General features: G+C 51.4%; 8 protein-coding genes. 5 read left to right on the forward strand and 3 right to left on the reverse strand.

The genetic code is table 11. From position 1 onward, the window contains the following. Nucleotides 1–70: 70 nt before the first annotated feature. The 5 genes from rpsD (at nt 71) to IPN95_16155 (ending at nt 8,819) form a co-directional block, all read left to right on the forward strand. The gene (gene rpsD, locus IPN95_16135) at nt 71–664 is read left to right on the forward strand and encodes a 30S ribosomal protein S4 (GenBank protein MBK9450903.1); all 594 of its coding nucleotides are present in this window, start codon (nt 71–73) and stop codon (nt 662–664) included. A gap of 39 nt (nt 665–703) precedes the next feature. Further along, nucleotides 704–1,690: a DNA-directed RNA polymerase subunit alpha gene (locus IPN95_16140; GenBank protein MBK9450904.1), complete on the forward strand. Its 987-nt coding sequence runs from the start codon at nt 704–706 to the stop codon at nt 1,688–1,690. 106 nt (nt 1,691–1,796) lie between these two features. After that, nucleotides 1,797–2,342, forward strand: a complete 546-nt coding sequence (gene rplQ / locus IPN95_16145) for a 50S ribosomal protein L17 (GenBank protein ID MBK9450905.1) — start codon at nt 1,797–1,799, stop codon at nt 2,340–2,342. Nucleotides 2,343–2,997: 655 nt separating this feature from the next. Beyond that, nucleotides 2,998–6,732 carry a M4 family metallopeptidase gene (locus IPN95_16150; GenBank protein ID MBK9450906.1) on the forward strand — a complete coding sequence of 1,245 codons (3,735 nt, stop codon included), beginning with the start codon at nt 2,998–3,000 and terminating at the stop codon, nt 6,730–6,732. Then, on the forward strand, nt 6,705–8,819 hold the full coding sequence (locus tag IPN95_16155) for a T9SS type A sorting domain-containing protein (protein MBK9450907.1): 2,115 nt from the start codon (nt 6,705–6,707) through the stop codon (nt 8,817–8,819). The genes IPN95_16150 and IPN95_16155 overlap by 28 nt, the downstream gene beginning before the upstream one ends. 73 nt (nt 8,820–8,892) lie before the next feature. Here the strand turns inward: IPN95_16155 and IPN95_16160 are convergent, their stop codons facing one another. From IPN95_16160 to IPN95_16170, 3 genes are read right to left on the reverse strand one after another with little or no spacing between them, the layout of a single operon-like run. Continuing rightward, nucleotides 8,893–11,946 (reverse strand): efflux RND transporter permease subunit, encoded by a 3,054-nt coding sequence (locus IPN95_16160; protein MBK9450908.1) that lies wholly within the window; start codon nt 11,944–11,946, stop codon nt 8,893–8,895. A gap of 9 nt (nt 11,947–11,955) precedes the next feature. Beyond that, a complete protein-coding gene (locus IPN95_16165; protein ID MBK9450909.1) occupies nt 11,956–13,035 on the reverse strand; it encodes an efflux RND transporter periplasmic adaptor subunit in 1,080 nt (359 codons plus the stop codon). 22 nt (nt 13,036–13,057) lie between these two features. Next, complete coding sequence (locus IPN95_16170; GenBank protein MBK9450910.1) at nt 13,058–14,422, reverse strand: TolC family protein; 1,365 nt, start codon at nt 14,420–14,422, stop codon at nt 13,058–13,060. Nucleotides 14,423–14,446: the final 24 nt, after the last annotated feature.

The raw sequence follows: 14,446 nt of genomic DNA on the forward strand, positions 1-14,446 counted from the left end.
CTTGGCGTCAAGTCTTGTGTCTTTGCAAGCAAGGGTGCTGAATGCGATAATTGTCTAATCAAATAGAAAAATGGCAAGATACAGAGGTCCCAAGGCGAAAATCGCCAGAAGGTTTAGGGAGCCCATCTTTGGCCCAAGTAAGGCCCTAGAGCGCAAAAAATTTGGCCCAGGCCAGCATGGTCGCAATCGCCGCTCAAAGCAGAGCAACTATGCTGTGCAGTTGATGGAGAAGCAAAAGGCCAAATACACTTATGGTTTGCTGGAAAAACAATTCCGCAATCTGTTTGTAAAGGCTACCCGTCGCAAAGGCGTTACGGGTGAGATTTTCCTTCAGTTGCTCGAGTCACGCTTGGACAACACCATCTACCGTATGGGCTTTGCAGCTACCCGCCGCCAAGCACGTCAGTTGGTGACGCACAAGCACATTACCGTCAACGGTGATGTTGTGAACATCGCCAGCATGCTGTTGCGCCCAGGTGACGTTTTGGAAGTGCGTGTCAAAAGCAAAGCACTTGAAATCGTCAAGGGCGGCTCAAGGAACTCTTTTCCTTGGTTGCAGGTCGACAATATGGCGCTGAAGGGTTCTTTCCTCCAATACCCTGAGCGGGAGCAGATTCCAGAAAATATCAAGGAAAACTTGATCGTGGAATTGTACTCCAAGTAATTTTGTTCTTAACCCGTTTTGGACTGAGGTATATTATTTATGGCACTGCTTGAATTTCAAATACCCGAAAAGGTGGTCATGGAAAAGGATAACGACTTCTACGGGAAGTTTCTTATCCGTCCCCTCGAAAGAGGCTATGGCATCACTGTCGGTAATGCCCTTAGAAGGGTTCTCTTGTCCTCCCTTGAGGGCTATGCATTCACCGCCATCAAGATACCTAGTGTCGAGCACGAGTTTTCGACGGTCAAGGGTGTCGTGGAAGATGTCACGGACATCGTCCTCAACCTGAAGGGCGTTCGCCTCAAAAAGGTGATCGATGGAGATGATAAAATTTTCGTTTCCGTACGTGGAAAAGATGTTTTCACTGCAGGTGATATCGCTAAGCATACCAATGCCTACGAAATTACCAATCCTGATCACGTCATTTGCCACATCGACAAGAACACGCAGTTTGACATCGAGCTTACCGTTGGCAAAGGTCGCGGCTATCGCCCAGCCGATGAAAACAAAGATCCTAATGCCACTATCGGTGAAATCGCCATTGACTCGATCTTCACGCCAATCAAGAACGTCAAGTTCAAGGTTGACGACTTTCGTGTCGAGCAGCGTACCGACTATGAGCAATTGACGATCGAAGTTTCATCCGACGGTACCATTGATCCAGAAGATGCTTTGAAAGAAGCAGCCAACATTTTGGTCAAGCACCTTTGGTTGTTTACGGACGAGAAAATCATGCCGGTCGCTGAGGATGCTCCTAAAGAGGATCCTGTGGATGAGAACTATCTTGCTATGCGCAAGGTGCTCAAGACACCATTGACCGACTTGGACCTTTCTGTTCGTGCGTTCAACTGCTTGAAAGCCGCCGAAGTCAAAACACTTGGCGATCTCGTAAGCTACAACATTGCCGACCTTCTTAAATTCCGCAACTTCGGTAAGAAGTCTTTGAGCGAACTCGAAGAACTCGTAGCCGATAAGGGTTTGAGCTTCGGTATGGATGTTTCCAAATACGACCTCGACGAAGACTAATTCAGTATTCATCCGGGCTACGTTCCCCGGCTGCTCTCCGAAAATACGGATTGAGCCTTCAGCAATGAAGTAGGCCGACGGTCGTAGTTCGTCAACATCATTTATAATGAGACACGGAAACAAGGTTAATCATTTGGGTAGGAAGACTGCCCACAGAAAGGCACTGATGAAGAACATGGCGATTGCCCTGCTCATCAGCCCTAAGAAGCGTATCTTCACAACTGTCGCCAAGGCCAAAGCGCTTCGTCAGTATGTCGAACCGCTGATCACCAGGTCTAAAGACAATACGACACATTCTCGCAGGATGGCTTTTAGCTACCTCCAGAATAAGGAAGCTGTCAAAGAGCTGTTTGGTGATATCGCTGCCAAAGTTGGCGATCGTCCAGGCGGATACACACGTATCCTCAAAATCGGCAATCGTGTGGGTGACAATGCCGAAATGGCTTTGATCGAATTGGTTGACTTCAACGAATTTGCCACCGAGAAGCCCAAAAAGAAAACCAGCCGCCGCCGCAAAAAGACCACCACAACGCCAGCAGCAAAGCCTGCGGCAGACGTGGTCAAGGCAGAGGTTGTTGAAACCAAGATTGATAAGCCAGCTGAGCCACAAGTGGAAGAAGCTGGTGATGAAACAGAAGAAACTGCCGAATAATTCGGCAACACTTCAAAAAATAGAAAGCGGTTCCTTACGGTTCCGCTTTTTTTTTGCTTTTGTGCATCACCAATCGGGTTGAAGTAAGTTCCTTGTTTGAACGCCGGTCAATCTTTCGTTCAAGGCCTCGGATTTTGTCGGAGTTTCATTCTACAAGCAAATCCGAACGAAAAGGGTTGTTTGCCAATTGTTCGTGAGGTGCAATCCTTACTGCGGGATTCTTGAGTTTTTTAACGCCCCGGACTGCATGTTCTTTGCGTCTGGTATCCACTCGAACCTTCAAGAAATTGACTTACCCTGTTATTATTCACATCCACTCCGCGTCGGTGCGAATGTTGGCGGTGATCCTTTGGATTTGCGTTGCACGCCATTGTGAGTTTTTGTAGGCTTCCCAAGTATGCTAGTTGAATCCAAATCCCAGGTCGGAGGGATGGGGGGCATCAACGTCAAGCACGAGGACGTCTTACGATTCGATTTCCAAGCGCAGGTCTACTTTAGCATCCCGAATGCAATAAGTTTTATCACGCCTTTAAAGATGAATCGGAAAACTTTGCTGCTAGGCGACATTGGACATTTTTTGATCTGAGGGTTTCGCCGTAAATTCCAGACTGCGATCCAATGGGTGAATTCGCAGTGTTGCAACGTTCGGAATAGTATGAGAAAATTAGGATTCTGGTTGATGGTATGTGGGCTTACGATCTTCGGAAAGTCAGCTCAGGCGCAGATTTTTGAAGGTTTGGCTGCCGAAAAATTCTTGTCGGGTTGTGAATTGGTACGATACACTGACCGTACGCCCCTGCCAAATTTTTTCGTGATGCGTCCGGGAATGGAAATCCCGGCTGGAGAAATTCCGCAATTGCTCCAAAAGGTTTACCGGCTCGGGGAATCGGGAAGTTTGCAATTGGGCAGCCTGTCAGATGATGCCTTGGGTTTTGTCCACCAAAAGTTGCAGCAGACACAAAATGGCTTTGAAGTGGAAGGCGGAGAATTGACGGTCCACTTGCGCAACGGTGGCCTTCATTCGGTAAGTGGGGATGCTTTTCCTGTATCCGGACTTGCGAATGCACCAGCAATTTCGCCGAGCGCTGCGTTGAAGGCGGCTACGGACGCTGTCGGGGCTACGCAATACCGTTGGGAAGACGAAAATGAAAATCGATTCTTGCGCTTCGAAACCGGCGATCCGATGGCAACTTGGTATCCGACGGGAACTTTGGTCTATGCGCCTCAGGATGGTCTGCCACGTGCTGAGAATTATCGATTGGCTTGGAAATTTGACATTTACGCGATTCAGCCACTTTACCGTGCATGGGTATATGTCGACGCGGTCACGGGCGAGGTGATTTGGGAGCACAACCGCATCCATACTGCGGACGTGCTGGGTTCGGCGGTCACCCGCTACAGTGGCACCCAGGCGATGACGGCCGATCAGGTAAGTGGAAACTCTTATCGTCTTCGCGAAACGGGCAGAGGCAATGGCATTCAGACGTTTAATCTCCAAACAGGGACCAATTACGGAACGGCTGTTGATTTTACCGATGCCAACAATGTCTGGAGCAACGTCAATCCACAAGAGGATGAGGTCGCAACCGATGCCCACTGGGGTGCCGAAAAGACCTACGATTTCTTCTGGACGAGCTTCAACCGCAACTCGATCAATGGGCAGGGATTCATGCTCAAATCCTACGTGCACTACGACAACAACTACAACAATGCATTCTGGGATGGACAACGCATGACTTATGGCGACGGAAACGGCACCACTTTCACGCCGCTCACCGCTATCGATGTTACCGGACATGAAATTACGCATGGACTCACAACCTTCACCGCAGACCTTGTCTATCAAAACGAATCCGGCGCGTTGAATGAATCCTTCAGTGACATTTTTGGCAATTGCATCGAGCATTATGCAAGGCCTAATGACTGGTCTTGGCGCATTGGGGAGGACATGACGCCGAATGGAAACGGCATTCGGTCCATGCAAACGCCAGGCACTTTTGGTGACCCGGACACTTACAATGGTACCAATTGGTACTCGGGTACCGGTGACAATGGCGGCGTTCACACCAATTCAGGTGTGCAAAACAAGTGGTTTTATATCCTGACCATTGGCGAAACGGGAACGAATGACATTGGCAGTGCCTATAACGTCACCGGCCAAGGCTGGACCAAGTCAGCGGCCATTGCCTTCAGAAACCTCACCGTGTACCTCGGCTCCGCTTCAGAATATTTGGATGCACGTTTCTACGCCATCCGTTCGGCCATTGACCTTTATGGTGCCTGCACGCCGGAGGTCATCGCCACGACCAATGCTTGGTACGCCGTCGGTGTCGGCCCTGCATTCACCAATACCGTTTTGGCCAACTTCACTGCCTCACCGACAACCCTTTGTTCGGCACCGTCTACCGTTGCTTTTTCCAACAGCAGCGTCAATGCGGGCTCATTTACTTGGAACTTCGGAGATGGCGGCACGAGTACCTTGTCTGCACCGACACACACTTACAACACCTTGGGCACGTTTAACGTCTCCCTGATCGCCAACGCTGGAACTTGCGGCATCGATACCTTGCTGCGCACGGCCTATATCGTTCTCGATACCAACCTCGGATGCAACATCATCTTGAGTCCAACCAACACCAACAGCACGCAAACTGCATGTTCAGGGACACTTTTTGACTCCGGAGGTCCGACTGCCAACTACGGCGCAAACACCAACAGTATCATCACGATTGCCCCGGCAGGTGCCTCCCAAGTCAATTTGAGCTTCGCCTCTTTTGCCATGGAAGCTAATTACGATTATCTCTATGTCTATGATGGCCCGACAATCGGGAGCCCGCTGATTGGGACTTACACCGGCACCAACATTCCGGGAAATATCAGTTCGACGGGCGGTGCCATCACTTTGCGGCAATCGACCGATCCCTTGGTAGATGATACAGGTTTTGAAATTCAATGGAGCTGCGTATTGCCCAATGCCGCTCCTGCAGCCAATTTCAGCGCCGACAATTTGACAAGTTGCAATGGCGTCGTCAACTTCCGCGACCTCTCCACCAACGGCCCCAATGCATGGCTTTGGAACTTCGGAGATGGATTCACCTCAAATTTGCAGCATCCTTCGCATACCTATCAGGCAAATGGGACCTATACCGTGACACTTACAGCGACCAACAACATTGGCGCAAATACGATTACACGTACAGCCTACATCACCGTCAACCGTCCGGCAGGTCCCGTTTCGAGTGGGGCTTCGCGTTGCGGACCCGGTACCGTGACCCTCTCTGCAACCGGAAGTGGAACGCTCAAGTGGTATGACCAAGCCTCTGGCGGAACGGTTTTGGGCACTGGAACGACGTTTACAACGCCTTCGCTCACCAATTCTCTTGTGTTTTATGTGGAGGCCGAAACCCAAGCACCAGTGCAAGCAGTCGGTCCTTTGACCCCTGCCGCCGTCGGTGCCGGAGGGTATCACAACAACACCTCGATCCAATACCTTGCCTTTACCGTCAGCTCAAACATGACGCTGGTAAGCTTTTACGTGGATCCGGGCGCAGCGGGGAACCGCACGATCTCGCTTTGGGACGGTGCAGGAACCTTGCTTCGGGACACGGTGATCAACATCGGGGCCAATCCTAGCCGCATCACCCTCAACTGGACGATGGCACCTGGTCAATACCGCATCGGCGGCACTGAAATGGACCTTTATCGGAATAATGCCGGGGCGAATTTCCCTTACAGCATTGCGAATTTTGTCTCGATCACGGGTTCCTCCGCGGGTGCAGCCTTTTATTATTACTTCTATGATTGGGATGTACAAGGTTTGCCTTGCTTGAGCGAACGTACGCCTGTGCCTGTGACCATCGAGCAGGAGCCGGTGGCCAATTTTAGCGTTGCTACGAATCTCTTTACCAGCACCTTCACAGATCTTTCCACCGGAAATCCTACCGCTTGGGCTTGGACCTTTGGGGATGGAGGAACATCGGTGTTGCAAAATCCAACGCATACTTATGCTGCCAACGGCACCTACAACGTGACGTTGGTTGCAAGCAATGGCACCAACTGCGACGGTACGACGACGGATACGGTCAACATCGCCGTGGTCGGAATCGATGCCGGATGGGATGCATTGTGGAATGGATTGTCCGTTTCTCCGAATCCATTTGGCAATGACTTCCGGGTCCAAATGAATCTGCCGATAGGCGGACAACTGAACATTGGCTTGTTTGACTTGCAAGGAAAGGCCTTGACGGATTTGTATTCGGGCGAGGTCAATGCCGGCCAATTCAAGCTCGACATCAACGAACTGCAGCATAAGATTGCCGCAGGTACATACTTGGTGCGCTTCGAATTTGGCGATGCCGTCAGATGCTTGCGCGTCGTCAAGATGAATTGATCAAAATAAGCGGCGGCAGGAGGTGCCTGCCGCCTATTCCAATCCCAATTCCTGCTTCGATGAAGGCGATTACATTCGGATGGTTTTTGCTCTTGTGCTGCTTCTTTGGGAGTCTGAATGCCCAAACAACATTGTTTTCCGAGGATTTTGAGTCTGGAGGCAACGTTTTTACCCTCAATACCACAGATTTGGGCGGTACCAATACTCCCAATTTCTGGGTGATCAACAATGCCTACACAGGTGGAGCGGGATCGTTGGTCTGTCTGGGTTTCCCATTTACCTACACGATTGCCAATACCCCGACGCAGACTTTTCACGGCAATACCACGAGCAATTATCTGCATACCATGAGCATTTATGGTCAGGCAGACAATATCTTTTGCAGTTCGTTTGCAGCAGCGGATGGGCTTTGCATCTTCAATTCGACCAATATTTGCAAGACTAACTCGGCGATCAATACCGTTGGCTACAACAATGTTTCCCTCAAATTTTGGTGGAATTGCGCGGGTGGAACGAGCATTTATGGTGAGGTTTATTACAGTGTCAATGGCGGATCGACTTGGAACTTGATCACGACGCCGATTTCGCAGTACAAAAACCAAACGAATTGGGTACAACAAACGATTTCCTTGCCGGCCTTCAGTGGTGTCGCAGATTTGCGTTTTGCCTTCCGCTTTGTGAACACGCAGAGCAATTCGGCATTGGATCCAGGTTTTTCGATTGATGATATTTTGGTCGAAGGCACTTCCATTTCCAGCCAAACGGTTACAACGGGCACGGTTTCCAGCCTGAGTGTTTGTGCCGGCCAAACCGTGCAAGTACCTTATTCGATTTCTGGGGTATTTACTGTGGGGAATGTCTTCACGGCACAACTGAGCGATGCAAGCGGAAGTTTTGCCATTCCGACACCAATTGGATCGGTGACGAGCACAGCCGCCGGCACGATTTCCGCCGTGATTCCGCCGGGTACGCCCGCGGGTACGGGCTACCGCATCCGTGTCGTTGCGTCTGCGCCCGCGACCGTGGGGTCCACCAATGTTTCCAATATCACGGTGAATGCCCTTCCGCTTGCTGGAACAGCCTTTGTCACGGGCAATACGACGGTCTGCCAAGGCAGCACCGTCCAAATTACCCTCCAAGGATTTTCGGGAAACCTCGAATGGCAATCTTCCCCCAATGGCACCACTTGGACAGGGACAGGGCAGACGAGCAACCCTTTGCTTTCTACGTTGAGCGCCGTCACTTATTTCCGTGCAGCAGTTTCCAACGCCTGTGATACCGTTTATTCGCAGCCGGTGGTGATCTCAGTTGTATCCAGCAATACCAACTTTGCACAAGGTATTTTGAGTCGGGATTCGCTTTGTTCAGGCGATACGACCACCGTGCAAATGATCTACTGGGGCAGCAGCATCACTTGGTACACGTCTTCGAATGGCGGCACAACCTGGAATTTGAGTGCCAATACCCATCCCGATACCTATCATACGCCTCCGTTGAGCGGCGCCAATCAAAACATGGTCCGCGCCATCGTCGACAACGGCCCCTGCGGATTTGACACCATCGATGTCTCAATTGCCGTGGAAAACATCGTCGCCGCCTTCACCGAATCCCATATCGGACTCGTTTATGCCTTCACGGATGCAAGTACCAATGCCGTTTCCTGGGCTTGGGATTTTGGCGATGGCAATACAAGCACGACCCAAAATCCACTGCATTCCTATGCAATCGGTGGCACCTACACGGTTTCTCTGACCGTGACCGGACCATCAGGCTGCACCGCCACCACAACGCAAACGGTGAGCGTCCCGGTTGGTTTAGAGGATGCGAATCCAATGGGAATCACCATTTTGCCCAATCCATTCGGAACTGAATTTTGGTTGGAAATGCAACTGGAAACCTCCGGAATCGTTGAAATCGCCCTGCTCGATTTGGCTGGGAAAACAGTGGCGGCATATCAAGAGACAGCAAATGCCGGAAAGTTGAAATTGCATTCCGCAGCATTTGCCCCTGATCTTTCAAGTGGAACGTATCTCTTAAAAGTTCAGGCGAATGCAACGACGCAGTGCTTGCGGATCGTCAAATTCTAATTCACTGTTTTTGTTCAAATGAAAAGGTCGCCGAGGATTTGAGTTCTCGGCGACCTTTTCTTTGGATTCAAGCCTATTCGGCGGTGGTCAGGTCCACTTTGGGTGGAATCAACTTGTACACAACTGGCGTCACAATCCGCGAAAGCACGGTGCTTGAGATCAATCCGCCGATCAACACGATCGCCAACGGGGAAATCAAGGGGTTGGTGGTCAACGCAATCGGAACCAATCCGCCGATGGCTGTCAAACTTGTGAGCACGATCGGCAAGAATCGGATCTCGCCAGCCTCGCGAATGGCTTCTTCCAAACCTTTGCCCTGCGCCCGCAACTGATTCGTGAAGTCCACCAACAAAATCGAATTTTTGACCTCGATTCCTGCCAATGCGATCAATCCGATGACGGCCACGAAGCTGAGTGTATTGCCAGTGAGCCAAAGTGCCACTACGGCACCGATGACACCCAATGGGATGACACTCAGCACGATCAGCGTACTTTTGAAGGTTTTGAAAAGCAAAATGAGCACGCCAATGAAGAGAAATACCGTTACAAGAATGACGCTGCCGAATCCGCCAAAGCTCTCTTCGCGGCTTTCGACTTCGCCGGCCATTTGGTAGCGGTAGCCTTCGGGAAGGTGCATTTCCTTCATTTTGGATTCCGTGGCGATGATCAGATCATTCACTAGAAAGCCCTTTTGGACATAGGAGGTCACGGTCACAAACCGCACCTTGTTGAGGTGGTTGATCGCATTCGGACTCGCCTCGAGCGTGAGGTCGGCGACTTGCTTCAGCGGAATCGCTGCGCCAGACATGCTGTTCACGTAGAGTTGGTCAAAGATGTCGAGGCCCGCCGATCCGTTTTTTGGAGCGCTGACCACGATATTGTATTCCTCGCCGCCATCGTCGGTATAACTGCCCATTTCCAGTCCAGCTATCGCAAGTCGAACCGTTTTGTCGATTTCTGCGGTTTGGATTCCATACATGCGCGCTTTGTCTTTGTGAATTTTGACGCGCAGATCGCTTTTTGCCGATTTCAACGGATTGCTCACGTAGAGGCTCCCCGGAATCCCTTGCAACATGGTCTCCACTTTTGCAGATAGGCTGCGCAAGGTATCGAGGTTGTCTCCGAATAACCGCACCGCGATCGGTGCTTCAATCGGAGGGCCTTGTTCAAAGTCTTTGACCTCGATTTTGGCCCCGGGGAACGTGTTGAAGGTGTCGCGAAGGGCTTCGATGACCTTCCGTTTTTCCACTTGCTGCGTATGTGGATCGAGTTGGACGAAAATTTCAGAGAAATCCGGGCGTTCATTCTGCGGAATCACATTGTAATAGATGCGCGGATTGCCATGACCGACGTTTGTCGCCCAATATTGAATCTTGGGATTCGCCGAAAGCACCTTTTCCACCTCTTTGGTCACCTTGTCAGTTTCCCCGAGGTGGCTTTGAAGCGGCGTGGTGACATTGACCAAAAATTGTGGCTTTTCGGAAGAAGGAAACAAGGAGAATCCGATTACGGGAAACAGGGACAATGCACCACCGAAAACCACCGCCGCGACGATCAAGGTGATGACGGGGCGATGCAATGCACTTTCCAACAACTTCGAATAGGATCCCTGGATCGCACGTTTCAAGACGCGCATGAAGAAGTTGCCTTGCGGGTTGTGGTGCTTGCGCAAAATCACACTGCCGAGGAAGGGAATGATGGTCAGCGAAACCACCATCGAAGCCAAAACAGAGGAAATCACAGCCATCGGTAATCCGCGGATGAAATCGCCCGAACCCTCGGGAAGAAATACCAACGGCATGAAAGCAATGATCAATGTCGCTGTGCAACCCACCACGGCCAACGTAATCTGCTTGGTCGCCTCAATTGCAGCCTCCCGTCGGGAGTGACCTTCAAGCAACCACCGTTCGATATTTTCCACGACCACAATGCTGTCGTCTACCAGCAAACCCAATGCGACGACCATGCCGACGATCGACAACTGATTGAGCGTGAAGCCCATCAAATCCAGCAGCACCAAGCCAATCGCCAATGAAAGCGGAATGGAAATCATGACCACCGTCGCGGCACGGCCTCCGAGCGGCAGCAACGTAATGAGCACCAACAGGATGGCGATCAGAAAGTCAATTCCAAGGCCGCTCAAGCGGTTGGCAACATTCTCCGCTTGGTCAAAATGCGCCACAAAGTCGATGTTGGGAGGGAGGTCTTTCTTGAATTCGTCCAAAATTGGCAGGTAGGCAGCCTGCGTATTGCTGATATTTTCCTTGGGCTTCTGTGCGGCCGTGACGAATACGCATCGATGTCCGTTGAGCCGGGCGATGTGGCGATTCTCCTCGAAGCCTTGGTGCACATCCGCTACGTCTTTCAGGTAGATGATTTTGCCATTTGCACTCCAGACCACGGTATTCTGAATTTCCTCCAAGGAGGTGTAATTCCCGGATGTCTTGACATTGAACGTCTTCGTTCCTGCCCGCAGCGATCCGCCGGGGATATTGGCCGATTCGCTCTGAAGTGTTCCCAAAACGAGGTTTAGGGGAATGTGCATCTGCGCAAGACGATCCAGCTTCAAATCGACCTTGACGATTTCCTCCGGAACACCGAAGTACTTGATGTTTTTGAGCGAACGCACCTTCTCAAGCTTGGACTTCAGCCGCTCCGCTTCCCTTTTGAGGCTGGCATACGAAGCATTTTCCGAGATCAAAGCCGTTTGGATGATGTTGACATCCGTCGGCGTGACTTTCCGGACTTCCAGACTGAGCAATCCTTCGGGCAACTGATCACGGATGGCATTCACCTCGCGCACCAATTCAGAGTATTTGCTCTCAACGTCACTTTCGTATTTGTATTCGACCAAAATCATCGCGACGCCGTCCCCAATGTTGGAGGTGACCTTTTTGATGTTTTCGAGTTCCTGCACAACTTCCTCGATCGGCTTGACCACGAGTTGTTCCATGTCCTGCGGACTCGTGCCCGGGTAGACGGCGACGATCGGAAACATCGGCGCTGCCATTTCGGGGTCCTCGGCGCGGGGCATTGTAAAGAGGGTGTTGATCCCCAAGGCAATGGCCATCACAAACAGCACAAGCATCAGCTGACTGTTTTTCACTGAAAATGATGCAATGTTCATGGCAGGGAATTATTGGGCGATGGAAATGGGCGACTTGTCGGTCAAATAGGCGGATCCGGTAGTAATCACCTCGGGATATCCTTCCAATCCACCCGCAATGGCGACGAGGTTTTGAGCAAGGTAGGCCACTTTGACGGGGACCTTGGTTGCCGTCTTGCGATCGTTTGTCACGAATACAAATGCCTCATTGCCATCGGCTTCCAAAACGGATTCGTAGGGGAGCATCCAGTATTTTCCTTGCGTACGCGGGAGAATTGTTGCTTGACCAAATAGACCAGCTGCGGGTTTGACCTCCTGTAGATCCACCGTGACTTCCACCTGAAATGCACCGGAATAGGGATCTGCGCCTTGTGATTTGCGGGTGACCGTTCCGTTGAATTTCCGGTCGGGGTAGGCGTCGAGCGTAATCGATGCGCTGTCGCCGGGCTGAATCAGGCTCCATTCCTTGTCAGACAATCCGGCGCGCAAAACCCAATGGCTTTGGCCTGAGGTCGTCGAAAGGGCAAGAATCGGCATTCCGGGGCCTGCGAGTTCGCCTTCGTTCATCAATTTGGCCAAAACAAATCCGTCGGCAGTGGCATGAATGGCCGAATGCGTTTGGTTGAATTTCACCGATTCCAGCGTTTGGCGGGCGAAATCAAGCCCTGTTTGGGCGTTTTGGAGCATTTCCAAAGTAGCAACCGAGTCGCGGTGCAAGGCCTTGGCACGATCATAGTCGCGCTGTGCTTTCTCAAAGCCCAATTGCGCTTGGTTCACGCCTGCCGTGATTTCCGTGAGGTCGAGCGAGGCCAACAATTGCCCACGGCGAACGGCATCGCCCACTTTCACGTGGATGCGTTGGATGATTCCGCCGGTTTTGAAGGACAACCGCGCCTCGTTTTCGGTGCCGAGGAGGCCGCCAACGGTGATCGGGCGCTGCGAACTGAGTTGCGCGATTTTCTCGAGTTTGACCGGAATCGGTTCAATTCCCGGCGTTTTCGCTGCTGCGGACTCCTTTTTCCCGCAGGATGCTAGGAGGAGTGTGAGTGTGAGAGCGAGTGTGAGAGCGGAGAGCTTGGACATGCCCAAGAATGGTGGACGGATATTCATGATTTTGAGGGATTTCAATGGGTTATTCAACGATTTCAGCGATTTCACGACGGTATTCGGCCCAGCCGATAAAGGTTTCATACTTGCGGATATTTGCGAGCAGGCGGGCTTGCGTAACTTGGTTACGGGCATCGATGTACTCGATCAGACTCGATGCGCCTTGTGCAAATGCCCTTTCCATCAAGCGGAAATAGGCTTCGGCCGCCTCGACTTGGCGCAGCGCACCTTTCCAGGAGTCAAAAGCGGCCAAGGTGCTGTTGCGCCGGGTGAAAATGGCCAGATCAATGCCTTGCGTGGCTTGAGAAACTTTGTTTTCCAATTCGCGGTTGCCTTGTTCCCGCAAAGCGATCGCGGTTTGGTCGCGGCCGCCGTTCCAAACCGGCAGGTCAACTGAGATGCCGGCCATCACGTAGGCGGTATTTTCGCTGACTTCAAATTTGAAGCCCTGTGAACCCAGATCCAAGAATGCGCCGACGCTTGGCAGCCAATATTGGCGGTCCATTTTCAAGGCTTCATTGTTCATTTTCAAGGCGATGTCGAGTTGGTCGAGTTCGGGGCGACGGGCAATCTTGGTTTCATCCATGAGCTTTTCCCGAAGATCGACGGGCAATTCCATCGGTTCAGCAATGACTTCCGTGGTGGAGGCTCTGTTGAGCAGGAAATTGAAATAGGCTTGTGCATTTTGGACATTGGCCTCGGCTTGGGTCAACTGTGCTTTGACGCCTTCCAATTCACTTTCTGCGCGCAATACTTGGGCCGGCAAGCCTTTGCCATTCTCCAGCAAGCTCTTGGTCACGCGTACATTTTGCTCCACCAACTGCTGCGCACTTGCATAAATGCCTTTCGCCTCGATCGCCATCAGGTATTGATAATAGCCTTGGCGGATGGTTTTGACCAATTCCAATCGGTAAACATCCACTTCGGCCTGCTTCATTTCCATGTTTTGGTCCTGCAAATGGCGGTTGTGGATGAGATCGCTGTTCACGATCGGCACGGTGGTGCGCACCTTGACATCGTAGAAATTATTGGGAAGGAAGGTGATTTGTTCATTCTCAATCTGCGGAAAGGAATTGCTCTGTGTCAATTGGTTGAGTGTGCCATAAACAGGATTGAGCAAATCGCCGATCGGGAAATCGATTTTCCGGCCGCCGGCTGCGAGGGTGTAGGTCCCGTTGAAATTGATGGAGGGCAGGAAAAGGCGTTTGGCATTCTGCAGGCCCAACAATCCGCGCTGCAGCCCAAGTTGCTTTTCCTTGAGCACAAGGTTGCTGCTGAGACCTTCGCGGATATAGCCGTCGAGGGTGCTTTGAGCCTCGAGCACGCCTGTGGCGGGTGGAAGTGCAAGCAGCAGGAAAAGGAGAAGTGTTTTTGTGAGGGGAGTTAACATACTGAACACTGTTTAGTGTAAGCG

The sequence above is a fragment of the Bacteroidota bacterium genome, assembly GCA_016718825.1.
Classification (GTDB): domain Bacteria; phylum Bacteroidota; class Bacteroidia; order J057; family JADKCL01; genus JADKCL01.

Excerpts from the sequence above, each read along its gene's own strand:
- IPN95_16140 (MBK9450904.1), top strand. The coding sequence starts at position 704 with ATGGCACTGCTTGAATTTCAAATACCCGAAAAGGTGGTCATGGAAAAG.
- rplQ (MBK9450905.1), top strand. The coding sequence starts at position 1,797 with ATGAGACACGGAAACAAGGTTAATCATTTGGGTAGGAAGACTGCCCAC.
- IPN95_16160 (MBK9450908.1), bottom strand. The coding sequence starts at position 11,946 with ATGAACATTGCATCATTTTCAGTGAAAAACAGTCAGCTGATGCTTGTG.
- IPN95_16150 (MBK9450906.1), top strand. The coding sequence starts at position 2,998 with ATGAGAAAATTAGGATTCTGGTTGATGGTATGTGGGCTTACGATCTTC.
- IPN95_16155 (MBK9450907.1), top strand. The coding sequence starts at position 6,705 with ATGCTTGCGCGTCGTCAAGATGAATTGATCAAAATAAGCGGCGGCAGG.
- rpsD (MBK9450903.1), top strand. The coding sequence starts at position 71 with ATGGCAAGATACAGAGGTCCCAAGGCGAAAATCGCCAGAAGGTTTAGG.
- IPN95_16165 (MBK9450909.1), bottom strand. The coding sequence starts at position 13,035 with ATGAATATCCGTCCACCATTCTTGGGCATGTCCAAGCTCTCCGCTCTC.
- IPN95_16170 (MBK9450910.1), bottom strand. The coding sequence starts at position 14,422 with ATGTTAACTCCCCTCACAAAAACACTTCTCCTTTTCCTGCTGCTTGCA.